At 45.4% G+C, this 24,046-nt stretch carries 25 protein-coding genes and 2 pseudogenes; 18 read left to right on the top strand and 9 right to left on the bottom strand.

Annotation, left to right across the window (positions count from 1 at the left end; translation table 11 throughout):
• Positions 1–111 precede the first annotated feature (111 nt).
• From J7E26_RS00865 to J7E26_RS00840, 6 genes are all read left to right on the top strand, one after another.
• The gene (locus J7E26_RS00865; RefSeq protein ID WP_061520246.1) at positions 112–360 is read left to right on the top strand and encodes a spore coat associated protein CotJA; all 249 of its coding nucleotides are present in this window, start codon (positions 112–114) and stop codon (positions 358–360) included.
• Entirely contained in the window at positions 344–607 is a 264-nt protein-coding gene (gene cotJB, locus J7E26_RS00860; RefSeq protein WP_214800477.1) for a spore coat protein CotJB, read from the top strand. Before J7E26_RS00865 ends, cotJB begins: the two co-directional genes overlap by 17 nt.
• A 14-nt stretch (positions 608–621) precedes the next feature.
• On the top strand, positions 622–1,191 hold the full coding sequence (gene cotJC / locus J7E26_RS00855; RefSeq protein ID WP_214800476.1) for a spore coat protein CotJC: 570 nt from the start codon (positions 622–624) through the stop codon (positions 1,189–1,191).
• 91 nt (positions 1,192–1,282) lie between these two features.
• The gene (locus J7E26_RS00850; protein WP_214800475.1) at positions 1,283–1,816 is read left to right on the top strand and encodes a GNAT family N-acetyltransferase; all 534 of its coding nucleotides are present in this window, start codon (positions 1,283–1,285) and stop codon (positions 1,814–1,816) included.
• A 32-nt stretch (positions 1,817–1,848) separates the two neighbouring features.
• Complete coding sequence (locus J7E26_RS00845; RefSeq protein WP_214800474.1) at positions 1,849–2,127, top strand: YesK-like family protein; 279 nt, start codon at positions 1,849–1,851, stop codon at positions 2,125–2,127.
• A 97-nt stretch (positions 2,128–2,224) separates the two neighbouring features.
• On the top strand, positions 2,225–2,914 hold the full coding sequence (locus J7E26_RS00840) for a YetF domain-containing protein (RefSeq protein WP_214800473.1): 690 nt from the start codon (positions 2,225–2,227) through the stop codon (positions 2,912–2,914).
• 33 nt (positions 2,915–2,947) lie between these two features.
• Here the strand turns inward: J7E26_RS00840 and hmoA are convergent, their stop codons facing one another.
• Together hmoA and J7E26_RS00830 are read right to left on the bottom strand one after the other, a co-directional pair.
• Entirely contained in the window at positions 2,948–3,274 is a 327-nt protein-coding gene (gene hmoA / locus J7E26_RS00835) for an antibiotic biosynthesis monooxygenase family protein (protein WP_214800472.1), read from the bottom strand.
• Positions 3,275–3,357: 83 nt separating this feature from the next.
• Entirely contained in the window at positions 3,358–3,720 is a 363-nt protein-coding gene (locus J7E26_RS00830) for a VOC family protein (RefSeq protein ID WP_214800471.1), read from the bottom strand.
• Between the two features lie 161 nt (positions 3,721–3,881).
• Between J7E26_RS00830 and J7E26_RS00825 the strand changes: the two genes are divergently transcribed.
• From J7E26_RS00825 to J7E26_RS00805, 5 genes and pseudogenes are all read left to right on the top strand, one after another.
• Positions 3,882–4,745: an STAS domain-containing protein gene (locus tag J7E26_RS00825; RefSeq protein WP_214800470.1), complete on the top strand. Its 864-nt coding sequence runs from the start codon at positions 3,882–3,884 to the stop codon at positions 4,743–4,745.
• A gap of 179 nt (positions 4,746–4,924) precedes the next feature.
• Positions 4,925–5,098 carry a YezD family protein gene (locus J7E26_RS00820; protein WP_214800469.1) on the top strand — a complete coding sequence of 58 codons (174 nt, stop codon included), beginning with the start codon at positions 4,925–4,927 and terminating at the stop codon, positions 5,096–5,098.
• A gap of 31 nt (positions 5,099–5,129) precedes the next feature.
• Positions 5,130–5,431: pseudogene (gene ribR, locus J7E26_RS00815) on the top strand (FMN riboswitch-binding regulator RibR).
• 91 nt (positions 5,432–5,522) lie between these two features.
• Positions 5,523–6,167, top strand: a complete 645-nt coding sequence (locus J7E26_RS00810; protein ID WP_214800467.1) for a Bax inhibitor-1/YccA family protein — start codon at positions 5,523–5,525, stop codon at positions 6,165–6,167.
• Between the two features lie 132 nt (positions 6,168–6,299).
• Positions 6,300–6,437: pseudogene (locus J7E26_RS00805) on the top strand (oxidoreductase); the annotation flags it as partial.
• A 36-nt stretch (positions 6,438–6,473) separates the two neighbouring features.
• Here the strand turns inward: J7E26_RS00805 and J7E26_RS00800 are convergent.
• The gene (locus J7E26_RS00800; protein WP_214800466.1) at positions 6,474–7,544 is read right to left on the bottom strand and encodes a DUF3900 domain-containing protein; all 1,071 of its coding nucleotides are present in this window, start codon (positions 7,542–7,544) and stop codon (positions 6,474–6,476) included.
• A gap of 161 nt (positions 7,545–7,705) precedes the next feature.
• Between J7E26_RS00800 and J7E26_RS00795 the strand changes: the two genes are divergently transcribed.
• Positions 7,706–10,891: a bifunctional cytochrome P450/NADPH--P450 reductase gene (locus tag J7E26_RS00795; protein ID WP_214800465.1), complete on the top strand. Its 3,186-nt coding sequence runs from the start codon at positions 7,706–7,708 to the stop codon at positions 10,889–10,891.
• Between the two features lie 215 nt (positions 10,892–11,106).
• On the opposite strand, the gene J7E26_RS00790 is transcribed toward J7E26_RS00795, so the two are convergent.
• Genes J7E26_RS00790 through J7E26_RS00775 form a run of 4 tightly spaced genes read right to left on the bottom strand, consistent with a single transcriptional unit; the run spans position 11,107 to position 13,651 of the window.
• Positions 11,107–11,847 carry an ABC transporter permease gene (locus J7E26_RS00790; RefSeq protein ID WP_214800464.1) on the bottom strand — a complete coding sequence of 247 codons (741 nt, stop codon included), beginning with the start codon at positions 11,845–11,847 and terminating at the stop codon, positions 11,107–11,109.
• 14 nt (positions 11,848–11,861) lie between these two features.
• A complete protein-coding gene (locus J7E26_RS00785; RefSeq protein WP_214800463.1) occupies positions 11,862–12,752 on the bottom strand; it encodes an ABC transporter ATP-binding protein in 891 nt (296 codons plus the stop codon).
• Positions 12,753–12,771: 19 nt separating this feature from the next.
• Positions 12,772–13,065, bottom strand: a complete 294-nt coding sequence (locus J7E26_RS00780; protein ID WP_214800462.1) for a winged helix-turn-helix domain-containing protein — start codon at positions 13,063–13,065, stop codon at positions 12,772–12,774.
• Positions 13,058–13,651 (bottom strand): hypothetical protein, encoded by a 594-nt coding sequence (locus J7E26_RS00775; protein ID WP_214800461.1) that lies wholly within the window; start codon positions 13,649–13,651, stop codon positions 13,058–13,060. Before J7E26_RS00775 ends, J7E26_RS00780 begins: the two co-directional genes overlap by 8 nt.
• Before the next feature lie 659 nt (positions 13,652–14,310).
• Between J7E26_RS00775 and ltaS the strand changes: the two genes are divergently transcribed.
• The 6 genes from ltaS to J7E26_RS00745 all read left to right on the top strand — a co-directional run bounded on the left by ltaS (position 14,311) and on the right by J7E26_RS00745 (position 21,278).
• Positions 14,311–16,239, top strand: a complete 1,929-nt coding sequence (gene ltaS / locus J7E26_RS00770) for a lipoteichoic acid synthase (protein ID WP_214800460.1) — start codon at positions 14,311–14,313, stop codon at positions 16,237–16,239.
• A 220-nt stretch (positions 16,240–16,459) separates the two neighbouring features.
• The gene (locus J7E26_RS00765; protein ID WP_214800459.1) at positions 16,460–17,224 is read left to right on the top strand and encodes a glucose-1-phosphate cytidylyltransferase; all 765 of its coding nucleotides are present in this window, start codon (positions 16,460–16,462) and stop codon (positions 17,222–17,224) included.
• A 6-nt stretch (positions 17,225–17,230) separates the two neighbouring features.
• On the top strand, positions 17,231–18,199 hold the full coding sequence (locus J7E26_RS00760; RefSeq protein WP_214800458.1) for a GDP-mannose 4,6-dehydratase: 969 nt from the start codon (positions 17,231–17,233) through the stop codon (positions 18,197–18,199).
• A gap of 24 nt (positions 18,200–18,223) precedes the next feature.
• Entirely contained in the window at positions 18,224–19,135 is a 912-nt protein-coding gene (locus tag J7E26_RS00755) for a putative nucleotide-diphospho-sugar transferase (RefSeq protein ID WP_214800457.1), read from the top strand.
• Positions 19,136–19,163: 28 nt separating this feature from the next.
• The gene (locus tag J7E26_RS00750; protein ID WP_214800456.1) at positions 19,164–20,324 is read left to right on the top strand and encodes a glycosyltransferase family 2 protein; all 1,161 of its coding nucleotides are present in this window, start codon (positions 19,164–19,166) and stop codon (positions 20,322–20,324) included.
• A gap of 15 nt (positions 20,325–20,339) precedes the next feature.
• Positions 20,340–21,278 carry a putative nucleotide-diphospho-sugar transferase gene (locus J7E26_RS00745; RefSeq protein ID WP_214800455.1) on the top strand — a complete coding sequence of 313 codons (939 nt, stop codon included), beginning with the start codon at positions 20,340–20,342 and terminating at the stop codon, positions 21,276–21,278.
• Between the two features lie 31 nt (positions 21,279–21,309).
• On the opposite strand, the gene J7E26_RS00740 is transcribed toward J7E26_RS00745, so the two are convergent.
• Together J7E26_RS00740 and bcaP are read right to left on the bottom strand one after the other, a co-directional pair.
• On the bottom strand, positions 21,310–22,539 hold the full coding sequence (locus tag J7E26_RS00740) for an MFS transporter (RefSeq protein ID WP_214800454.1): 1,230 nt from the start codon (positions 22,537–22,539) through the stop codon (positions 21,310–21,312).
• Between the two features lie 119 nt (positions 22,540–22,658).
• Positions 22,659–24,044: a branched-chain amino acid transporter BcaP gene (bcaP, locus tag J7E26_RS00735; protein WP_214800453.1), complete on the bottom strand. Its 1,386-nt coding sequence runs from the start codon at positions 24,042–24,044 to the stop codon at positions 22,659–22,661.
• Between the last annotated feature and the right edge of the window lie 2 nt (positions 24,045–24,046).

Raw genomic sequence — 24,046 nt, 5'->3', positions numbered from 1 at the left:
TTTGTGCATGCCGGCTTTTTTGGACGAAATGATCCTGAACCGTAAAGGCATAAATGCCTTTCCATGTTCATACCTATTAAGGTCATGTGTTTCTTGGAAAGGAGGATCGTTATGAAAGAAAACGAGCCGTTTACACCGATCAAATCCTATAAGCCCTTCCACAGCAGGTTTGATCCGTGCCCGCCGATCGGGAGAAAGTATTACAGTACGCCGCCGCAGCTTTATATGAGGTTTCAGCCGTATCATTTAGAGCAATTTTCTCCGATGGAGGCATTAAAGAAAGGAACCCTTTGGAAGGATCTGTATGATTTCTATGATAATCCTTATCGGGGGGGAATCGAATATGGCGAAAAAGATTGATGATGAATATTACCGGCTGCTGGAGCAAATACAGGCGGCGGATTTTGTCTTGGTGGAACTGACGCTTTATCTTGATACGCATCCTCATGACCGCCTTGCGCTTCAGCAGTTTCATGAATATTCCCGGTACTCAAAGCAGCTCAGAAAACGTTTTGAGCCGGAATACGGCCCGCTTTTGCAATACGGCGTCAGCCAGGCTGGGGCACAGTGGGATTGGGGCCGCGGTCCTTGGCCATGGCAAGTATAGGGAGGGATCAGTGAATGTGGGTATATGAAAAAAAGCTGCAATATCCTGTAAAAGTCAGCACTTGCAACCCGATGCTGGCGAAATATCTCATTGAGCAATACGGCGGGGCGGACGGCGAATTGGCCGCAGCGCTCCGGTATTTAAACCAGCGCTATACGATACCTGATAAGGTCATCGGGCTGCTGACTGATATCGGCACGGAGGAATTTGCGCATTTAGAAATGATTGCGACGATGATTTATAAGCTGACAAAGGACGCGACGCCTCAGCAGATGCGTGACGCGGGGCTTGGCGATTATTACGTCAATCACGACAGCGCGCTGTTTTATCAAAATGCGGCCGGTGTCCCGTTTACTGCAACTTACATACAGGCGAAGGGGGACCCGATCGCTGATTTATATGAAGACATCGCGGCAGAAGAGAAGGCAAGAGCGACATATCAGTGGATTATTGACATTTCAGATGATCCTGATTTAAATGATTCCCTCCGTTTCTTGCGTGAGCGGGAAATCGTCCACTCCATGCGCTTCAGGGAAGCGGTTGAGATTTTGAAAGAAGAACGCGGCAAGAAGAAGATTTTCTAAAACGGCCCTCCATGAAGAAGGCTGTTTTTTTCTGGGCGGAGTTTGTTTTATAATGAAGGTGTCCAATATTCTGACAATACAGGAGGCCTTTATGTCATCTTTTACGATTACAAACGATACAACTGGGACTTTTCAAGCTTCCCTTGCACGGCCGGAAGATGCTCAAGCGGTCATGGATCTGCTCGTGTCAGCGGCGAAATGGCTTCGCGACAAGGGATCTGACCAGTGGAGCGGCCTTTTACATGGTGAAGATACGCATAACATGCGCGGCTCGATCGCCGAGGGGCATGTATTTTTATTCAAGCGGGACGGAGAACTGGCCGGTGTTGTCATGCTGCTTCCCGAAGCAAGTGAGTGGGACAGACGGCTGTGGGGCGAAGACGGCCATGGGGAGTCTGTGTATTTGCATCGGCTCGCGATTGCCAGAGAGTTTGCCGGCCGCGGACTGGGCCGGGCCATTTTATCTTGGGCGGAAACGGGCGTTTATTGTCCGGGAAAAACGAAAATCCGCCTCGATTGCGTTTCTGAAAATATGGCGCTTCAATCGTTTTACAGACGGATGGGGTATGAATCAAAAGGAAAGGCCGCGGGTTATCTTTTGTTTGAAAAAGAATTAGTGAAATAAGAGCCGCGTTTTTACATGATTGGGGTGGAAGCATGGGGTATTTTTTTATAATCGGTTTGTTAGCGTTTTGTATAGCAGGCGGGGTCTCCGCTTTCCTCCGCAGAAAATGGCCGAAAAAGATGTGGCCGGAATGGCTGTTGGCCATTTTTGCTCTTCTTGCTTTCGGAACGGTTGTATACAGTATTTTCGGAGTCGGCGGCTGGGAAGGCATGGGCCTCGGGCTGTTTGCAATCTTTGCAGGGTTCGGTGCTGTTGCCGGTTATATCGCAGAGGTGTGCTTTCGAATCATCAGATCAGACCGCAAACGGTAAGCGCGGCACAGGCTGCGTTTTTTGTGTATTGAGCCGCTGTATAGAAAATAGGCGAATGTCCATAATGGTAATGACTTTTAAGAAGTAGGTGCTAATTATGGGACATTTAATCACAGTTGCTTGGGAATTAGTATGCGGTTTGGGCATTTTATTTGTGATTTTAAAGTTGTTAGGTAAGACGCAATTCTCACAAATTACGCCATTCGATTTCATATCCGCGTTAATTCTCGGCGAATTGGTCGGTAATGCGGTGTATGACAAAGGGGTAAGAATATGGGAAATTATTTTCGCTTCTCTTTTATGGGGCGTTTTGATTTTTCTCATTGAACTGATTACACAAAAAGTAAAAGGCTCGAGAAAGCTTTTAGAGGGCGAGCCGAATATTGTCATCCGCCAAGGAAAACTCAAATATGATGTGCTGAAAAAGAATAAACTGGACATCAATCAATTGCAAAGCCTTCTCAGACAGGCCAATTGTTTTTCCATTCAAGAAGTGGAATACGCAATTTTAGAAACGAACGGCTTAGTCAGCGTGCTGCCAAAATTCATCCATGATACGCCGACAAACGGAGATTTGCAGATCAAGCCGAAGCAGGTGACGTTACCGGTCACTCTTATCATTGACGGCGAGGTTCTGTATGAGAATCTTAAAGAAGCCGGATTGGAAGAGCGGCAGCTGAAAGAAGAGCTGAAAAAGCGAAACATCAGCGGGGCAGAGGATGTCTTATTTGCCGAATGGAAGGCTGATAAACCGCTTTATGTTCTTCCTTATGAGGAGAAAAAGTAAAAAGAGCTTTGCCCTGTCGGCAAAAGCTCTTTTTTATTTCTCATGAATGCCTTTTTTTACGGCTCTCACATGATACATGCCGACATCTGTTCCCAGCATGTAATCAGGCTTAGGCTTGCCTTGATTTGCTTTATGGGCTGCAATGTGGTCCTCGCTTTTTTCCCATTGCTTCCAGTGGTCTTCAGATTCCCAGCGGATCATCACGACAACTTCTTCATCGCCGCGGCGGACTTTTTTCTCAAGCACCGTCACGTCTACCAACCCTTCTTGCTTTTCGATTACGCCTTCTGAGCTGAAGCGTTCTATGACTTTGTCGGCATGTCCTTCTTTTACGGTCATTTTTCTTAATTGCACGAACATATGAAATCTCTCCAATCTTTTTCTCGCTTCATATATTGTAAATGAAAATGATTCTCAAAGTCAATGAACATGACGGCCATGTGTTACGCTTTCAGCAGGAAGACATTGCCGTCTTCGTCTGTAAATTGAACGAAGGTGCCCCACTCCATTTGTTTCGGTTCCTCTAAAAATGTAACGCCGTTCTTTTTCATTTGTTCGTACGCAGCAAAGACATCCTCGCACTCAAATACGATAGAAGCTTTCATATGTTCTGACCCTTTCATCATCGCTTTCGGATAGATGACCAAATGAGTATCAGCACCCTTTGGCGCTACTTCAAGCCAGAATGCATTCGGGCCCATCGGATGCTCAGTCACGACCTCAAACCCTGCTTTTTCTGTCCAGAATGTCTTTGCTTTTTGCTGATCATCAGTGTAAACGGCGACTGTAGCGATTTTTTTAATCATCATATAGACCTCCTTGTTTTCTCTTTATAGTGTATCCTGCAAACGAAAAAAGCAACCGATTGTCCTCAATGTGTTGACTCACCTCCATTTCCCCTAGTATGATTGGCGATTCCGATTTATAATTTAAAAATAGGACAAACGCGTGAAAGAGGAGACGTCATTTGAACAAAGACCAATTACTTCATCATTATATTATCAAACATTCGGCCGAGCTGACTGAAAGCTGGCTCAAGCTGAGACGGAAGCTGAGAGGGCGGTTTTACTCTCCCGATCAATTAAGCCCGGAAATGAAGGAGCTGTTAATCGAGCAGCATACATTTACGAATACAACCATTGCGAGCGCTTTTTTAGATGATCCGGCCGTATTTCAAAACAATAAGGAAAAATGGGCGGCAACAGTGGCGAAAAGCAGGGTGGAGCAGGATGCGCAGGTTCACGAGGTTGTAGAAGCGATCGGCAATTCACGAACCGTTTTTTGGGATGCGGTCACCTGTTTTATGGATGACCAAGAGGACATTGTCACAAAGGAAGACGCCCGCCGATGGAATCATCTCGTGAACAGCTCATTTGATCAATTAATCACCGATTTTACCGAGCAGTACCAAAAATTAATGATATCGAGACTGTCATCCCAGCAGGAGCTGATTTCAGAATTGGGATGCCCGGTCATTTCAATCGCCGATAACATTGGCGTTTTGCCGCTCATTGGCGCGATTGATACGAGACGCGCGCGCATCATTTTGGATACGGTGCCGGAAAACTGCGTCTCAAAACGGCTCACAAGCCTTGTGATTGACCTGTCCGGTGTGCCGATTGTGGATACAATGGTGGCGCAGCAGTTGTATACGCTGTCTAAAACATTATTTCTGCTTGGCATCATAACCATCTTTTCCGGAATCCGTCCTGACGTGGCGCAGACATCCATCCAATTGGGGCTGGATTTTTCCGAATACCAAACCTACGGAACGCTGGAGCAGGCGCTGGCCAGTATGGGCGTCAGATGTATTATTGAGGAACTGCAATAGAAATGAAGGGCATATCATCTCTTGTTATGAGGATGATATGCCTTTTTTGTATGGAATAAAACATTCAGAAAATTGTTAGAACGATATTGATTTCTCGATTGGAAAGTAATATTATTATTCTTATGAGAATAGTATGAATTAAAAATCCTAATGATTATGATCAGCAAAGGGGGAGCATGATGACATCCAAAGCAAACGTTGATCCGCAGGTGATTGAAAAAATTATCAGTGCGCTGGAAACCATTGATTTTGGAACTGTTCAGATCACGGTTCATAATTCCCAAGTTACACAAATTGATAAAGTGGAAAAATACCGTTTTTCCCTGAAGAGCAAGGAAGCAAAGCGATCATAATGCGAAAAATCAATGACAGGAGGCGGTTTATATGAAGCATTCATACAGTCCTTTCCAAAGAGCCGGCATCTGCACCTGCCTGAAGTGCGCTTTCTGCATTGGTGCACGAAGCAATACGGAATTAATAAAGGAGTGCTGAATACGATTGACGGCTGGTTTTATGATGCGGGCATCATTCCCATTCCTGTTAGGCGCCTTTATGTGCTGGCGTTTCTGGACTTTGTGAAAGCACCCGGACAGGAGACGAGTATCAGATTCGGGCACGGCGGACTGACGAAAAAGCTGCATGATTTTATGAACATACAGGAGTGTGCAGCGAAACGGCAGGCCTGAATATCCTTAAAATCTTCTTAAAATCATACAAATTTCTCCCATTTTATTTATAATAGACCTATAACGATCATTTTTTGGGAGGACATTTGACATGCAAGCTACTGCTTATGAGAGTAAACAATCTATTATGCAGCGCATCTTAACGGTTTTTGTATTTACGCTGCTTATTGCGACAATCGGTCTATATATCGGCCAATTCATTCCGCCGGCATTGATGCTGCCTCTGTCGGTCTTAGAGGTGGTCATGATCATCGCCGCATTTTGGCTGCGCAGAAAAAAAGCTGTCGGATATGCGTTTGTTTTTACATTCGCTTTCATTTCAGGAATGACGCTGTTTCCGATTATCAGCCATTACGCGTCCGCAGCGGGCGCTTATGTCGTATTGGAAGCGTTCGGTTCCTCATTTGTGATTTTTGCGGTGCTCGGCACGATCGGAGCTAAGGCGAAAAAGGATTTATCGTTTTTATGGTCCTTTTTGCTTGTCGCGGTCATCGCACTTATCGCGGTGGGAATCTTTAATATCTTCAGCCCGCTGAATTCCGCCGCCATGATGGCATATTCCGTGATCGGAACGATTGTATTTTCATTGTACATCTTGTACGATTTGAACCAGATCAAACACCGGAACATCACGGCAGATATGATTCCCTTGATGGCATTGACACTCTACATCGACTTTATCAACCTGTTTATTAACCTGCTTCGGTTTTTCGGGATTTTGAATAGTGATGATTAATCGTAAAAGGCGCCCTTGTTAAGGGGCGCCTTTTACTGTCTGCCGTCAGAAAACAGCATCAGCTTGTCAAACAGCCCCTCCAGCATTTTTGTAAAGGCTGTTTTTTCTTCATGAGTGCATGATACCGGAGATTTTGCTGACAAACGGGCGGAGCGGGCCTTAAAGGTGCAGGAACCGTCATCTGAAATTGTCCGCCGCGAGATACGGGGTGAACCTGGCGTGCAGGAGATCATCGGGGAGTGCTGCGATTTGCTGAAAGAGCCTTATTAAAAAAACAAAGTCCAGAACATGGTGTCTGGACTTTGGTCAATCTTGTACTGTTTTGGTTCGAATCCGCTCAATCACCTCATGCAGCCCCTCCGGTTTATGAAATTCCACCGGCGAACTGCCCTTCTCAAACGAAATCGTTTCTGCTTCAATCAGCGCGACGTAACGCCCGTTTACTTTTGCGAGATGAATCGAATCGCCGAAATCGGCTAGCAATCCTTTAATCTCCGTTTCTCCGACTTTCATTTTCAGCTCGGCTTCCGGTGAGTGCTCGATGATTTGCGCAGAGGCTTCAATGACTTGATGGGTGTCGAGGCGTTCCTGGATTTCCCGCTTTTCGCTCGCTTCCCAAATTTCAATGTCGTGCTCAAACTGCTGGAGCTCTTCGCTGTTATCTTCAAACGTTTCGTACACGTGCTCCTGCACCATATTCATGACTTGGTTTTTCATGATTTCCGGCATGGATTCACCGTATTCGACAAATTTGAGAAAGTCCTCAAAATACCGGGCGTGGGAGGATTGGTGAATTTTCAGCTCGTGCTCCTCGGTCATTCCTTCTTCCGGCATATACGGGTATTGGATGCTTTTCATATTTTTCGTCGTGATGGCCATCTCGACCTTTTTGATAAGAGACGCTGTGTCTGAGATGCGGGCGACTTTCGGCTCGAAATCGCATTTCATCATAAAGACGAATTTGTCCTCAAAATATTTGCGAGGCACGGCTGATGCCACGATAAAAACGCCGCCGCGGACCGCGCTCGTATCGAGATAAGTGCGGACGAACTGCTCGCTTACTTCAATAAATGCTTCCTTTGTATCCGCAAGCCGGGCGCGGTTGAAGAGGTTATAATTCGGATTTGAATCAAGCTCATGGCCGGGCTCCGCGATAAAATGGCCGATTTTTGTCGGAACCTGCTCGGATTGAGGGTGCCGGTCGGCTTTCCGTTTGACGATTTTTTTCAATTCGCCGTCTAGAAAATCCTTCAGCTCGCTTTCTTCAAATTCTTCCGTATCCAGTGTCTGAAAGTGTTTGAACTGCTTGTTCGCCTGTTCGTCTTTTCCTTCGACTTGGATGACATAAAAAGATAAAAACTTGATTTCAAAATCCATATGTGAACTCACCTTATTTGCGTATTTGACAACCTTTCAAGTATAGAAAAAACTGCGATCATCCGTCAATCGGGGAATTATCCACGGAGGCGGATAATCGCAGGAGTTAAAGGGCACTGTAGTGTAAAGGAAGGCATTAAACTTCAGAAAGGGTGTTTTTGATGAGGGAAACAAGTCCGATTCCGCAGCCGAAAACGTTCGGTCCGCTCGGAAATCTTCCGTTAATTGATAAAGACAGGCCGACTCTGTCGCTTATCAAACTGGCGGAAGAGCAGGGCCCCATTTTTCAGCTGCATACGCCGGCCGGCACCACCATCGTTGTTTCCGGCCATGAATTGGTAGCCGAGGTCTGCGATGAATCCCGCTTTGATAAAAGTATTGAAGGCGCTTTGGAAAAAGTCCGTGCTTTTGCAGGAGACGGATTATTTACAAGCTGGACGCACGAGCCTAACTGGAGAAAAGCGCACAATATCCTTATGCCCACCTTCAGTCAGCGTGCGATGAAAGAGTATCATTCCATGATGACTGATATTGCGGTTCAGCTGATTCAAAAATGGGGCCGGCTTAACCCTGATGAGGTTGTTGACGTGCCCGCTGATATGACCCGGCTGACATTAGACACGATCGGTTTGTGCGGATTTAATTATCGATTTAACAGTTATTACAGAGAGACGCCTCACCCGTTTATCAACAGCATGGTGCGCGCGCTTGATGAAGCGATGCATCAAATGCAGCGCCTCGACTTTCAAGATAAGCTCATGATCAGGACGAAGCGCCAATTTCATCATGATATTCAAAACATGTTTTCGTTGGTTGACAGTATTATTGCGGAGCGTAAGTCCAATGGCCGTCAGGATGAAAAAGACCTGCTTGCCCGTATGCTGAATGTGGAAGACCCGGAAACAGGAGAGAAACTGGATGATGAAAATATCCGGTTTCAAATCATCACATTTTTAATCGCAGGTCATGAAACAACGAGCGGCCTGCTTTCCTTTGCGATCTATTTTTTATTAAAAAACCCTGATACCTTGAAAAAAGCCTATGAAGAAGTTGACCGGGTATTAACAGATCCTGTTCCTTCATATAAACAAGTACTGGAGCTTACATATATCCGAATGATTTTAAATGAGGCATTGCGCTTATGGCCGACGGCTCCGGCATTCAGCCTTTATCCAAAGGAAGACACAGTGATCGGGGGGAAATATCCAATCTCGACAAAAGACAGAATTTCCGTTTTAATCCCTCAGCTTCACCGAGACAAAGACGCTTGGGGAGACAATGCGGAAGATTTTTATCCGGAGCGGTTTGAACATCCGGATCAAGTGCCGCATCACGCCTACAAACCGTTCGGTAACGGCCAGCGGGCATGTATCGGCATGCAATTTGCCCTTCATGAGGCAACGCTCGTGCTGGGCATGATTCTTCAGCAATTTACATTTATTGACCATACGGATTATGAATTGAATATTAAACAAACATTAACGCTCAAGCCGGGTGATTTTAACATCCGAGTGCAGCCCCGAAACAGGGAGGCCGTTCGTGCGGCTGTCCTGACGGCTGAAAAAGAAACGCCGGATGTTCAGCAGGAGAAAACAGAAAAGAAAGGCACTTCGATTATCGGGCTCAATAATCGTCCTTTGCTGATTCTTTACGGTTCTGATACAGGAACCGCAGAAGGCGTTGCGAGGGAACTTGCCGATACTGCCAGTATGCACGGCGTCCGGACTGAAACAGCTCCGCTTAACGATCGGATTGAGAAACTGCCGAAAGAAGGAGCGCTGTTGATCATCACATCCTCTTATAACGGAAAGCCCCCGAGCAACGCGGGACAATTCGTTCAATGGCTGGAAGAAATCCAGCAAGGTGAACTGGCGGGTGTTCAATATGCTGTTTTTGGCTGCGGTGATCATAATTGGGCCGCCACATATCAAGATGTGCCGAGATTGATTGATGAAAAGCTTGCCCAAAAGGGAGCGGAACGCTTTTCTCCCCGCGGGGAGGGTGATGTAAGCGGTGATTTCGAAGGCCAGCTCGATGAGTGGAAACGGAGCATGTGGAAAGACGCGATGAAAACGTTCGGTCTCAAGCTTAATGAAAATGCTGAAAAGGAACGAAGTACGCTGAGCCTTCAGTTCGTCAGCGGGCTGGGCGGTTCTCCTTTAGCCCGGTCGTATGAAGCGGTTTATGCAGCTGTGGCGGAAAACCGGGAGCTTCAGGCGGCCGATAGCGGCCGAAGCACCAGGCATATTGAAATCACTTTGCCGAAAGAGGCTGCTTATCAAGAGGGGGATCACCTTGGGGTGCTGCCTGTTAACAGCAGGGAACAAATCAGCAGGATTCTCCGCAGATTCGGCTTAAATGGGAATGACCAAGTGCTCCTGACGGCAAGCGGACAGAGCGCATCCCATCTTCCGCTGGATCGGCCGGTCAGTTTACACGACCTTTTGAGCTATAGCATCGAGGTGCAGGAAGCGGCGACAAGGGCTCAAATCCGGGAACTTGCTGCCTATACGGTTTGTCCTCCGCATAAACGTGAATTAGAAGATCTTCTGGAGGAGGGTGTTTATCAGGAACAAATATTGAAATCACGCATTTCGATGCTCGATCTTCTTGAAAAATATGAAGCGTGTGAGCTTCCGTTTGAACGGTTCCTGGAGCTGCTGCGCCCGCTGAAACCGCGGTATTACTCGATCTCAAGCTCACCGCGGCAAAATCCGGAACAAGCTTCAATTACAGTCGGCGTCGTTCGCGGCCCTGCATGGAGCGGCTTGGGAGAATATCGCGGAGTCGCTTCGAATTACTTGGCAGACCGTAAGGCGGGGGATGATATTATCATGTTTGTCCGTACGCCGGAAACCCGCTTTCAGCTTCCGAAAGATCCCGCAACACCGATCATCATGGTCGGCCCGGGGACCGGTGTTGCCCCATTCCGCGGTTTCTTGCAGGCACGGGCGGCATTGAAGCGGGAAGGAAAGGCGCTTGGTGAAGCTCATTTGTATTTTGGATGCAGAAACGATAACGATTTTATTTACCGGGACGAGCTAGAAGCATATGAAAAAGAAGGAATCGTAACGCTCCATACGGCTTTTTCCAGGAAGGAGGGCATTCCTAAAACGTATGTACAGCACTTAATGGCGGAGAATGCCGAGGAATTAATTTCTATCCTTGACCGGGGAGGGCATCTTTACGTATGCGGCGACGGCAGCAAAATGGCGCCTGATGTAGAGGAAACGCTGCAAAAAGCGTATCAATCGGTCCATGGGGCAGATGAGCAGGCTGCGAAAGAGTGGCTTGGAGACCTCCAAACAAAGGGCATCTACGCGAAAGATGTCTGGGCTGGAATTTAAGGACAATCTTAGCGTTTCGGGCTGGAGAAATCCAGCCTTTTTGCTTTTGTGATGCAGGTGTTAGTTGAATTGCAAATTTTTTAGTGAAAAGAAATATGAACTGGTTTCATCAAATGACAATCCTTGTTGCTTTTTTCGCCAATATTAAAGTAGCGTGATACTAATCTTCTAAGTGCATCTTTCTCACTTTTTTATAATCTCGATTCCACAGCGGTTTAATTTCTTGCCATTTTAATGTAATGTCTGTATCCAATTAGAGAAACTATAAATCCTAATATTGTATAGCCCAGTACAACAAGTGTTACCCATATTAGACTTTCTCCTCCAGATATCGTCGAGACCGATTGAATTAACCCCTGATGCGCCCAGTACTGGGGAAAGAGCATTCCAATGGTTTGAAGGTAGCTTGGTAATTGTTCGTAAGGGGTCCATAAACCACATACAACTGCGGTACCTAATGCCATAACATTAGTCATGACCAAACCTGTATTTTCAGTCTTTGCAAAGACTGAAACAGCAACTCCCCAGGATGTAACTAGTAAAGATATCAACACAACAACCCACAGATACGCCAGAAAATTATTAATTTCAATATCATACAGAAATATTCCTAGAACGGACAGGAGAAGAATTTGCATAAAAGTTATCACTAAAAAAGGGATACTTTTTCCCAAGAAGAAGTTATAAGGCTTTAAAGGTGTACTTGCTAGTCTTGATACAATTCCTTTTTCCCGATCCTTTACAAAACTTATAACGATGGAGATAATAATGAATGTGGAAAAGAATACGCTCATGCCGGTTACAGATTGAGAAGCTACTAAAGTTTTGTCAGTACTGTCTGTCGTAAAAAGCTCAATCAACAATATGATGGACACAATGGGTAATATAATCATCCAAAAAAACAGAGACTTATCCTTTAACTGTTTTATCGTTTCAATGTGTGCGAGCGGTAACATTATAAATTCCCCCTTTATTCTTCATCACGTAAATCAGTACCAGTAAGTTTAAAGAATACATCTTCTAATTTTGGCTTATATAAGAACAACTGATGAGGCACAATATTATTTTCCTTACTAATTCTAATTAAGCGCTCCATGGTTTCTAAAGGTTCTTTAGTTTTTATTATCAGGCCTGAATTAACGACTGAGAACTCGAAACCATGGCTCTTTATTAATTCATGAGACAATGAGGAGTTAAACATGATAGATGATTCTTCATGTCGTTTAAGCAGTTCATTTATTTCTCCTTCATCAATAATTTGCCCTCTGTCGATAAAAGCTACATAGTCACAAAGAGTTTCAATCTCTTCCATGTAATGACTCACATAAATAATGGTTTTACCAGCTTTTTTGAGTCGATTTACCATTTTAAAAATGTAACGGCGTGATTGCGGATCCACACCTACGGTCGGCTCATCTAGAATGATTAAGTCTGGGTCGTGCATTAGTGCACACCCGATATTTAAACGACGCTTTATTCCTCCAGAAAAGTTCTCCACAACATCATTTGCCCTTTCTAACAACCCGATATCTTCTAACAGTTTTTTTGTTGTTTGCTTTAGTTTAGAGCCATTCAGCCCATGTATCTTCCCGAAAAATTCCATGTTTGTCTTTGCTGTTAATTTTTCTTCAAGGCTGATATCCTGTGGAACATAACCTAGTCTGCCATTTTCATTGCCGACAAATTCAATCTTACCGTCATATTTCCGGATGATGCGCGAGATGATCTTGATTAAGGTTGATTTGCCGGATCCGTTCGGTCCAATAAGTCCATAGCAGACTCCTTTCGGGATTGTCAATGCAACATTGTCCAAAGCCAAAGTCGTGCCATAGCGCTTACTGATATGTTCAATTTGCAGCATTTACACCATTCCTTCTATGTTATTTATTGTTAAATATCGATTCAATTGTATTGATGTACTCCTTGTAGGCTTCTTTCCCTTCTTTCGTAATCTGAACAATAGTCTTAGGCTTTTTGGATACGAACTTCTTGGTTAGTTCTATATAGGCTGCATCTTCTAACTTCTTCAGATGTGAACCTAAATTCCCATCTGTGATGTTTAATGACTTTTTCAGGAAAGTAAAATCACATTTATCATAAGTCATCAATAAACTCATAATTCCCAACCGTACTTTGGCATGTATTAAATCATTGATATTGTTAACATTACTCATTTCCTTGCCCTTTTCTTTTCAAAATCATTCCTGTAAGTAATAGGCTGCCTCCTCCAATAAATGCAAAAACAATATTCATTGCATCAGGAAATAAGCAGAATGTAAGCATACCGAGTATACTCAGCCAAAATCCCATAACAAAAATCTCTTTTGTTAAAACGATGCCCAAGAATATGTACATAATGGACACCATTAAAACAATTAAAAACGATAGAAATTCTCCTGTTCGGGGCAATAATTCCATTAAAATCAGAAAAACAAAAATGGATACCATTAAGATGAATCCAAACCATGCACATTTTAATTGATTCTTTAAGAAAGTGGGCATGGGATCAGATTGTTTCTGCTTGAGGTATGTCTTCAAAGTTAGTATCCAACCTAGTACTGCCAGTACAAGCCAGACACAAGCGAGGACCACAGAAGGTACCTTAAATAAAGAAACGGAATACGCAATAATCCATATACAGCCCCAAATAATGAAATACGGACTGGTTTGTCTTGAGTACTCAGTCTTGTAGTTCGTCAAGACCTTGATGTGAGATAGGTTTTCGGCTATCTCTGATTTAAGAAGATTCTGATTCCTCATAAGATACGCTCCTTTTCGAAAAGTACTTTGTGAAACAGAGTATATTCTAATTCCATTTATTTGTAAAGTTGTTTTAGTCGGGGCAGACGCCACTATTTGAATCTCGGGAGCGAAGGCGGTGCCCTTGGCGCCAATATCCTTTGGGTGCTAACTTGAAACGTTTTAAACTCCGCAAATTGTGAATAATTCTTGCAGTTGCAGAAAATGGTGTATGTGTACCATGTCATCGATAGGACCGACAGCTTCCAGGACTGGAAACATCCAGTCCTTTTTTGTATCAATCAAAAAAATATTTATATTTTTACATCCCCGTGCATACAATAACTTCAGCCCGCCAATAGGCGGCCGTCTTCTATATTCATTTTTCGTTTTTTAGCAGTTTGTGTTATTCTTATATTCGGTATCTATTCTTTTTCAGACCGGGTCTGACACAGGTATCTTTTTATGACAGAAAAAAATGTGAAACGAAGAGCGGATATCTTGCGTCTAATGGCTGGCGGGATAGATGTTCAAAGGGCATGACACGAATGATAAATATATCGTTTTTTTAAATGGTGTGTTTATGGGGCTGTGTGATGCTTTCATTTTGCACGGAAAGCAGGAATTGAAACAAAAAGTAAGAATACAGATTTAAAGTGTTTAGGAAAGTAGAGGTTGCCATGAAGAAATTATTTTCTTACAGACTTAGTTTTTTTGTACTGGCTATTATTTTGTTTTGGGCCAAAACGTATTTAGCCTATCATGCTGAATTCAACCTTGGGGTAAAGGGTCCGACACAGCAGTTTCTGCTTGTGATTAACCCGTTCTCAAGCGCCATTTTCTTTTTAGGACTGGCATTATTTGCGAAAGGCCGCAAATCAGCGATTATCATGGTGGTCATCGATTTCATCATGACGTTTATTTTGTATGCAAACATTCTATTCTATCGTTTCTTTGACGATTTCTTGACATTCCCGAACTTGAAGCAATCAGGCAATGTCGGAAATATGGGAGACGGCATTTTCAGCATTATGTCCGGCCATGATATTTTATACTTTGTTGATATCATTATCTTAATCGCACTCTTGGCGTGGAGACGTGAACTGAAAGAATTTAAGCTGAAAAAACGGTATACATCGTTAATCATCGTTACGGGAATTATTTTGTTCTTCATTAACTTATCGATTGCCGAAGAAGACCGTCCCGAGCTGTTAACAAGAACATTTGACCGCAACTACATTGTGAAGTATTTAGGCCTGTATAATTACACGATTTATGACGGCGTGCAGACAGCGCAGACGGAAACACAGCGGGCATACGCCAGCAGTGATGACCTGACGAGCGTTGAGAACTACACATCGTCGCATTACGCAAAACCAAACGCCGAGTATTTCGGCAAGGCCAAAGGCAAAAATATTATTAAGATTCACTTAGAAAGCTTCCAGTCGTTCCTGATCAACTACAAGCTGAACGGGAAAGAAGTCACGCCGTTCTTGAATAAACTCGCCCGCGGCGGAGATAACATGACGTACTTTGATAACTTTTTCCACCAAACAGGCCAAGGGAAAACATCTGATGCCGAGCTGATGATGGATAACAGTCTTTTCGGTCTGCCTGAAGGATCAGCCTTCGTGACAAAAGGAGAAAATACGTATCAATCACTGCCTGCCATTCTGGACCAAAGTGAAGGGTATACAAGCGCCGTCATGCATGGCGACTACAAATCCTTCTGGAACCGTGACCAGATTTACAAACATATCGGCTATGATAAATTCTTTGACGCCAGCACATACGATATGTCTGACGACAACCTTGTGAATATGGGACTTAAGGATAAACCATTTTTTAAAGAATCTATTCCTAAGCTTCAATCGCTGAAACAGCCATTCTATGCGCACTTACTCACGCTGACGAACCATTATCCGTTCACGCTTGATCAAAAAGACGCAACGATCGCAAAAGCGACGACCGGAGACGCGACGGTTGATGACTATTTCCAAACCGCCCGTTATCTTGACGAAGCGCTTGAAGAATTCTTTAAAGAATTAAAAGCATCAGGTTTATATGATAACTCTGTCGTTATGCTGTACGGAGACCACTACGGAATCTCTGAAAACCATAACCGCGCGATGAAGGAGATTCTCGGCAAAGAGATTACGCCTTATCAAAACGCTCAAAACCAGCGCGTGCCGTTGATGATTCACATTCCTGGCAAAAAAGGCGGAGTGAACCATACGTTCGGCGGTGAAATGGACGTTATGCCGACAATCCTTCACCTTGAAGGCATTGACTCTAAGAAATATATTAATTTCGGTACGGACCTCTTCTCGAAAGACCATGATGATACGGTCACATTCCGAAATGGAGATTACATTACACCGAAATACACATCAATTTCTAACGTCGTTTACGATACGAAGACAGGAAAAGAACTAAAAGGCAACCAAGAAACGAAGAACCTGAAAGCAAGAGTGACAGAGCAGCTGAAACTGTCAGACAGCGTCATGTACAAAGACTTGCTCAGATTCCACAAATTGAGTGACTTTACGCCGGTTGATCCGTCCAAATATCATTACGGCAAAGAAAAGCTCAACGAAGACAATAAATAAACAGAAAGAGCCTGACGGGACATATTCCCGTCAGGCTCTTTTTTTGTGTGTATCTTGATCATTCTGAAAAAAGAGGCAGCTTTTGATCACAAAGGGTGCCAATCTCTCATATCTTACAGTAGATTTTGAAACCGGTGATAGAGAATCGGACAAATTATCGAGTGGGTTTCTCTGACATGAGCGGTTTCGATTTCAATATTCATAGAGAAGAGGGGTAGAGATGAAAGCAGTCATTCTCTGCGGCGGAAAAGGAACGAGAATGAGCGAAATCACCAATGAACGTCCTAAACCGCTCGCCATGATAGGCGGAAAACCGATTCTATGGCATATCATGAAACTCTATCAATACTATGGCGTAAACGAATTTATCCTGCTTCTTGGCTTCAAAGGAGAGCTCATCAAGGAATACTTCTTAGACTATGATTGGAAAAACCACAGTATGACGCTGGACAGCTCTACCGGTGAAGTACGGATATTGGGAGAGTCTGAGCCGTGGAAAATCACCTTTTTAGAAACGGGTGAACTTACGCAGACGGCGGGGCGGCTGTTGCAGGCGAAGGAAGTCATTGGTGATGAAACCTTTCTGATGACGTACGGAGACGGACTGGCGAACATCAACCTGTTTCATTTAATCAGCTATCATCAATCAAAAGGGGCTGCCGCCACAGTCACCGGCATTGAAAAAAACTCACAATTCGGAACGCTGACAGTGGAGGACGGAATGGCGAAAAGCTTTTCTGAAAAAACCTCAAGCGACGGCATCATCAATGGCGGCTTCTTCGTGCTGAGCCCGAAAGTATTCGATTATTTGCCTGAGGACCGGGATGTTATGTTTGAAGAAGAACCGCTGCAAAAGCTGGCTGAGGACGGAGAACTGGCGGTATACAGGCATTATGGGTTCTGGACGGCGATCGATACGTATAAAAATCTGCTCGAGGTCAACAAGATGTGGGATCAAGGACAACATGTATGGAAGGTATGGTGATCAAATTTGAGTTTTTGGAAAAATAAAAATGTGTTTGTGACGGGTTGTACAGGTCTGCTGGGAAGCTATCTGGTAAAGGAGCTGATTGACCAGGGAGCCAATGTCACCGGGCTTGTCCGTGACGCGGTGCCGAAGTCGAATCTTTATCAGGGAGAGCAAGTGAAGCAAATGAACATCGTCCAGGGCGCTCTTGAAGATTTGGATGTGATTGAACGGGCGCTTGGGGAGTACGAGATTGACACGGTATTTCACCTTGCAGCCCAGGCAATCGTCGGTGTCGCGAACCGGAATCCGATCTCCACATTTGAAGCCAACATTCTCGGCACATGGAACGTCCTCGAAGCGTGCCGCAAGCATCCGCTCATCAAGCGGGTCATCGTTGCTTCCAGTGATAAGGCGTATGGCGATCAGCCGAATCTGCCGTACGATGAAAACATGCCGCTTCAAGGAAAGCATCCGTATGACGTATCAAAAAGCTGTGCCGATCTGTTAAGCCACACATATTTTAATACGTACGGCCTTCCGGTCTGCATCACGCGCTGCGGCAATCTGTACGGCGGCGGTGATTTGAACTTTAACCGGATTATCCCGCAGACGATCCGGCTCGTGCTGAACGGAGAAGCACCGGAAATCCGCAGCGACGGCACGTTTATCCGTGATTATTTTTACATCGAGGATGCGGTGCAGGCATACCTCCTGCTCGCTGAAAAAATGGAGGAGCTAGGTCTGGCGGGAGAAGCGTTCAACTTCAGCAATGAAATTCAGCTGACGGTGCTGGAGCTGGTGGAAAAAATCCTAAAGACCATGGACAGTGACCTTAAGCCGAAGGTGCTTAACCAAGGAAGCCACGAAATCAAGCATCAATATTTATCAGCGGAAAAAGCGAGGAAGCTTCTGAACTGGACGCCTGCGCACACCATTGATGAAGGGCTTGAAAAAACGATCGAGTGGTATAAAGCATTTTTTCAAAAGTAACTGACATAGAGGTGAGAAAAAGACGTGACAAGCGCATATTGCACTGTTTTATCAAAAGGAAGGCTGTATCAGGCCATCGCTTTATTCGGCTCATTGAAAGAGGTTCAGGCGGACGCCTCCGTTTTTACGTTATGTATGGACGATGACACCTATCAGGTGCTGAAAGCGATGAAACTGGAGAATGTCACCTTGATTCCGGTAGCTGCGCTGGAAAACAAGGAGCTTCTTGAACTGAAAAAAACGAGAGACCAAAGCGAATACTGCTGGACGGTGAAGCCGGTATTCCTCGAAGCCGTGGTGGACAGACATCCTGATTTAGAGCGTGTCACGTATATTGACGCCGATTTGTTTTTCTTCGCCGACCCTAATCCGATTTTTGACAATCAGCCGGATTGTTCGGTGCTCCTGTCACGCGGCGATATCGTCATCCCATCGTTTGAAAAACAGGAAATTGACATGCTCCAGCGTCTTTTAGGCCGGTATAATTCCGGTTTTCTCAGCTTCAAAACCGATCAATCCGGAACTGATTGTCTTCAGTGGTGGAAACAGCGCTGCCTTGAGGAATGCAAAAACGCTCCGGGAGAAGGAAAATTCGGGGATCAAGGCTATTTGGATTATATGCCTGATCTGTTTCCGAATGTATGTGACATCACAACGCCCGGTGTGAATATCGGCCATTGGAATTATGGAAAACACACATTTTCATGGAAGGACGGGCGTCTTGTTCTGGAGGACGGACATCCGCTGATTTTTTATCATTTCAGCGGATATCGAATCGTCAGCGCCGATGACATTCGGCTGATTCATGAGACGACCCGGACGGATCTGCCTTTCGTCCATCAGCTTTATCAGGACATTCTGCCGCATGTGATTGAGACGGTCAGCGCTGTTTGTCCTGATTTCAACGGGTTTGCATCTGAGGATGATAACAAATAAAAGATCATATACAGGAAGTGACCGAAAAGTGAAGGCAAGCATCATTGTACCCGCATATAATTCAAGGGAGAGGCTTTATAACAGCCTTTTGTCTCTAAATGAACAGGAGTGCACAGAGCCGTTTGAAGTCATTGTGGCTGATAACGGCTCAGAGGACGGTACTTTATCTATGCTTGAATCATTCAGCGCGAATTTTCCGCTGAGCTTTGTCAGAATTAAAGAAAACAGAGGCATCGCATACGGGCGCAATCAGGCGGTCCGCAATGCCAGAGGTGACATTTTAATCTTCCATGACAGTGACATGCTTGCCGAAAAGGATTTGGTGGCAAAGCATATCAAAGCGCACGAAAATCAGGATGGTCTTGTCGTGTGCGGTATGTTCTGGAAACGGATTTACAGCTTTTATTATGACCGTTTTGAAAAAGAGCATAAAGAAAAACTCGCTGAGCTGTATGAAGAGATGCCCGGCGATAAAGAGCCCCTTCTTGATGAATGCGAAATTCAAGACGGCAGTTTTATTGAAAAGTGCTTTGATTTAGATACCGATTTTATTAAAGTGCTCAAAAGCATTTTAGAAAAATACGGAGATGATTTGAAGGGCTATCATCTGCCGTGGCGTTTTTTCATCACAAATAATTCGTCCGTCAAAAGAAAGCATGTGGCAGACCTCGGCCTGTTTGATGAAGGCATCGTCAGATACGGATTTGAAGATTATGATCTCGGCATCAGGCTCCACCAGTCGGGGCTGTCCTTTCAGCTGCGGCGCGATATCATGAGCGTCCATCAGGAGCATCCGAGCAATTGTGCTTCCGTTGATGACATTCGGACGAATATCGCCTACATGTGCGACAAATACAATAACATTCACTCGCTTGGCGTGCACCTCGCATTTAACGGCCCGTTTGATGCGGACTTAACCAACAGCATCATGGCAGACATTGAAGAGCTGCTTGAATATGAGAAATATGAAAGCCTTCTGCATTTGTTTCTTGAGCTGCTGCATGTGGTCAAAGACCGCAACCTTGACCCTGACTGGCGAACGAAGACCCCGCGTGTCACGGAAAAAAGCTTCGACTTGCAGCAGGCGCAAAAGCTTCTTTTGAAAGCGGAAAAGAAATTGGGCGTTACGCACTTTGGAAGGGCGCTTAAAGCGCTGATTGCTGATTTACTGCATGTGGATCTTAATTAAATTGGATGTGGTATGGTGAGTAAATATCATTTTTCAACTATTGTTTCGAGGACACATATCTTTAAATTGATGCCGATGATTCATTCTCTCCATGAGCATTGCCGCGATTTTCATCTGTATGTGCTGTGCGTCGATCAGAAAGCGTTTGAGCTGCTTCAGCAGGTGCCGTGGGAGCATGTGACATTTGTACAGCTCCATGAAATGGAGGACCCGGAGCTGCTTGAGGCAAAAAGCAGCCGAACGTTTCATGAATATTGCTGGACGCTCAAACCGGCGTTTTTGTTCCATGTCATGTCCGAGTATGACGAAGCTGAATATTTTGCCCATATGGATACCGATCTCTTTTTCTTTTCTGACTTGGAAAGCTTGTTTAGAGAAAAGCCGGATGCGTCGCTGTTTCTGACAGACCACCGCAATTCTGAACGGTTTATGCCTTATTACAAGCGGACGGGTCGGTACAACACCGGTTTTGTCGGCGCGCGGAATACAGAGGAAGCGTACAGGGCGGTATGGCAGTGGAGGCAGGATTGCATCTCTTATTGTACGGTGGAGATGAATGAAGAAAAAAAGACATACGGTGATCAAAGATATGTTGAAAAGTGGCCTGCGCAGTTTGAACACGTCCATGTCGTGAATTCGATCGGCGCCAATACGGCGCTGTGGAATATTGAACGATATGAGGTCAGCCTGCGTGACGGGGCTGTTTATGTGGATGACACTCCGCTGATTTTTTATCACTTCTCCGGCTTTACCCTCGTCACGGAGAACGAATTTAACCTATGCTGGTACTATTACATTGATGACCAGGCAACTGTTGACATCATTTATATGCCGTATATCGCCAATCTGAAAAAATGGATTGATGAAATTCAGCAGGCGTTTCCCGATTTCAGGGATGGGTTTATTCCGAAGTATGCGGTGCCTGACACTCATTTTTATACGATTCAAACATAAATCCTCCTGCCAATGGACAGGAGGATTCTTTTTATGAATGCCATTCTTTTAACGTCTTATCACTCGGAAGCATAAAAGCGAGAAGCCCTAAAAGGGGCAAAAAGGCGACGGCGGTCATTGTCGGCGTCAATCCGGCCGTGTCAATGAGGGCGCCGAGAGCGACAGCGCCGATCGCGCCCATTCCGAAGGCGAGCCCGACCGTCAGTCCTGACATTGTGCCGATTTTACCCGGAACAAGCTCCTGCGCGTATACAACCGTCACGGAAAAGCTGGACATCAGGACGACACCGATCAGGGCCAGCACGGCATAGGCGATAGCAGGACCCGCAAACGGGAGAAAAATCGTCAGCGGCGCCGATGCCGTCAATGAGCAGATGATCACGTTCCGCTTCCCGAAACGGTCTGCAAGCGGCCCGCCGAGAAATGTGCCGACAGCGCCGAAAAATAAAAACACGAAAATATAGCTTTGCGCCTGCTGAATACTTACATGATAAGCATTCATCGCGTAAAACGTATAGAAATTACCGATTGCGCTGACATACCAAGAGCGTGCGAAAATTAAAAAAATGATCATAATAAGTGCGGCAATAATCGGCTTTGTAATCATCGTTTGCTGGGCGGCGGCATGCGTTTTTTTACTCGAAGCGCGCAGGTGAAGAAGCCGTTCTCTGTACCATTTGGCGATATAAATCAAAAACAGCACGGCGATTGCGGCAACAAGGGTAAACCAGATAGAGCCGAATTGTCCGAGCGGGACGAGAATCAGCGCGGTAATTAACGGCGCCATCGCCTGGCCGGTATTTCCGCCGACCTGATAAATCGATTGGGCTAAGCCCCGTTTGGTGCCGGCGGCCATATAAGCGACGCGTGAGCCTTCCGGATGAAAGACTGCGGAGCCCAAGCCGATAAAGAAAACACAGCATAAAATCGTCAGAAAAGACGGGGCAAACGCGAGACCTAATACGCCGAGCATGCTCGAGGTGAGGCCGAGCGGCAAAGCATACGGCATCGGGCGTTTATCTGTGTACCAGCCAATGACGGGCTGCATGACGGAAGACACCATATTTAATGTGAAGGCGATAATCCCGAGCTGCGTGAATGTAAGGCTCATCGACCGTTCTAAAATAGGAAACATCGCAGGAATCACCGCTTGCAGCGAATCATTAAGCAAATGGCAGATTCCGATAATGAATAGGATGGAATATACGGTCGTTTCGGGCCGTTGAACAGGCTTTTCTTTCAGTGGGGCGGCAATTGCCAAAATCATTCTCCTCCTTCTTATATGTAAGCGAAACATACACCATATTATTCATAAGGTGAAGGAATTATCAAGAGCAAAAAAGGCTCTTCTTTCTTTTATCCGAAGGAAGAGCCTCTTTTTTATTTATTTAATAAGCTGTGTTTTTTCGAATAGACCATATAGATGATCATGCCGGCGGCAATCCAGATGACAAATGCCAGCCAAGTGACGCCGGGCAGGCTGTATGCGAGGTAGAGGCACAGACATGCGCTGATGATCGGCACGACAGGTACGAAAGGAACACGGAAAAATGACTTGATCTCCGGGTGTTTCTTTCGCAATACGATGACGGCGAGCGCAATGACGGTAAATGCCGCCAATGTTCCCATATTGACAAGATGAGCCAATGTTCCGAGATCGATAAAGCCTGCAATTCCTGCTGCGATAATCCCCGTGAGCCACGTGTTTTGAAACGGCGTTTTAAACCGCGGGTGCACTTTTGAAAACATGCCGGGCAAAAGACCATCCCTGCTCATGGCGAACGTCAGCCGCACCTGAGCATAAAGAAGCGCGAGCATGACCGTTGTAATCCCGATAATGGCGCCGACTGAAATGATGCCGGCTACTTTGTTCTGACCGACAAATTGCAGCGCAAATGACACGGGATCTCCGACATTCAGTTTTGTATAAGGAAGCATCCCCGTCAGAACAAGCGATACCGTAATGTAGAGAACGGTGCAGATAAGAAGCGCGCCGATAATTCCGACAGGCATGGATTTCTGCGGGTTTTTGACTTCCTCCGATGCGTTTGAAACGGCGTCAAATCCCAGATAGGCGAAGAAAACGGTTGCGGCGCTGGCGATGACGCCTTTCATCCCAAACGGCATAAACGGCGACCAGTTTTCCGGCTTTACATAACCGAAACCGACGACAATAAACAGCAGAATGATTGCGATTTTCATTAAAACGATTACGTTGTTAAAACGTGTGCTTTCTTTCACGCCCCTTGAGACGATAGCGGTAATGGCCAAAATAATCAAGGCGGCCGGAAGATTAAAGACCGCGCCCGTTTTGCTTCCCGGAGCGGCAATTAACGCCGGCGGGAGATGCAGCCCGAAACCGGCAAGAAGCGACTGAAAATAAGAGGACCAGCCAGTCGCAACTGCAGCGAGAGCAATGACATATTCAAGCATTAAATCCCAGCCGATCAAAAACGCGAGAAATTCTCCAAGCGTCACATACGAATATGTATACACGCTTCCCGAGATCGGTATGGATGAAGAAAATTCTGCGTAACAAAAAGCTGCAAGCGCGCAGGCAATTCCCGCGAGAACAAACGACAGAATTAAAGCCGGGCCGGCGCCAGTGGCGGCAACGGTTCCGGTGATAACAAAAATCCCCGTGCCGACGACACAGCCGATTCCGAGTAAGACTAAGTCAAAAGCGCTTAACGAGCGGGAAAGACTGGTCTGTTTGCTCTGGGCCTTTAGATCTGCCAGCGGCTTTTTTCGAAAAAGTGAAGACATAT

Source organism: Bacillus sp. ISL-51, from assembly GCF_018613535.1.
Taxonomy (GTDB): domain Bacteria; phylum Bacillota; class Bacilli; order Bacillales; family Bacillaceae; genus Bacillus.
Note: the sequence above shows the minus strand (reverse complement) of the source record. Positions and strands in the feature narration are given on the sequence as shown.

What these genes read in the sequence shown, in the direction of transcription:
- cotJC (WP_214800476.1), top strand. Translation starts at nt 622, where the DNA reads ATGTGGGTATATGAAAAAAAGCTGCAATATCCTGTAAAAGTCAGCACT.
- J7E26_RS00840 (WP_214800473.1), top strand. Translation starts at nt 2,225, where the DNA reads ATGGGACATTTAATCACAGTTGCTTGGGAATTAGTATGCGGTTTGGGC.
- ltaS (WP_214800460.1), top strand. Translation starts at nt 14,311, where the DNA reads ATGAAGAAATTATTTTCTTACAGACTTAGTTTTTTTGTACTGGCTATT.
- cotJB (WP_214800477.1), top strand. Translation starts at nt 344, where the DNA reads ATGGCGAAAAAGATTGATGATGAATATTACCGGCTGCTGGAGCAAATA.
- J7E26_RS00765 (WP_214800459.1), top strand. Translation starts at nt 16,460, where the DNA reads ATGAAAGCAGTCATTCTCTGCGGCGGAAAAGGAACGAGAATGAGCGAA.
- J7E26_RS00785 (WP_214800463.1), bottom strand. Translation starts at nt 12,752, where the DNA reads ATGCTGCAAATTGAACATATCAGTAAGCGCTATGGCACGACTTTGGCT.
- J7E26_RS00850 (WP_214800475.1), top strand. Translation starts at nt 1,283, where the DNA reads ATGTCATCTTTTACGATTACAAACGATACAACTGGGACTTTTCAAGCT.
- J7E26_RS00845 (WP_214800474.1), top strand. Translation starts at nt 1,849, where the DNA reads ATGGGGTATTTTTTTATAATCGGTTTGTTAGCGTTTTGTATAGCAGGC.
- J7E26_RS00790 (WP_214800464.1), bottom strand. Translation starts at nt 11,847, where the DNA reads ATGTTACCGCTCGCACACATTGAAACGATAAAACAGTTAAAGGATAAG.
- J7E26_RS00795 (WP_214800465.1), top strand. Translation starts at nt 7,706, where the DNA reads ATGAGGGAAACAAGTCCGATTCCGCAGCCGAAAACGTTCGGTCCGCTC.
- J7E26_RS00810 (WP_214800467.1), top strand. Translation starts at nt 5,523, where the DNA reads ATGCAAGCTACTGCTTATGAGAGTAAACAATCTATTATGCAGCGCATC.
- J7E26_RS00775 (WP_214800461.1), bottom strand. Translation starts at nt 13,651, where the DNA reads ATGAGGAATCAGAATCTTCTTAAATCAGAGATAGCCGAAAACCTATCT.
- J7E26_RS00800 (WP_214800466.1), bottom strand. Translation starts at nt 7,544, where the DNA reads ATGGATTTTGAAATCAAGTTTTTATCTTTTTATGTCATCCAAGTCGAA.
- J7E26_RS00780 (WP_214800462.1), bottom strand. Translation starts at nt 13,065, where the DNA reads ATGAGTAATGTTAACAATATCAATGATTTAATACATGCCAAAGTACGG.
- hmoA (WP_214800472.1), bottom strand. Translation starts at nt 3,274, where the DNA reads ATGTTCGTGCAATTAAGAAAAATGACCGTAAAAGAAGGACATGCCGAC.
- J7E26_RS00865 (WP_061520246.1), top strand. Translation starts at nt 112, where the DNA reads ATGAAAGAAAACGAGCCGTTTACACCGATCAAATCCTATAAGCCCTTC.
- J7E26_RS00820 (WP_214800469.1), top strand. Translation starts at nt 4,925, where the DNA reads ATGACATCCAAAGCAAACGTTGATCCGCAGGTGATTGAAAAAATTATC.
- J7E26_RS00830 (WP_214800471.1), bottom strand. Translation starts at nt 3,720, where the DNA reads ATGATTAAAAAAATCGCTACAGTCGCCGTTTACACTGATGATCAGCAA.
- bcaP (WP_214800453.1), bottom strand. Translation starts at nt 24,044, where the DNA reads ATGTCTTCACTTTTTCGAAAAAAGCCGCTGGCAGATCTAAAGGCCCAG.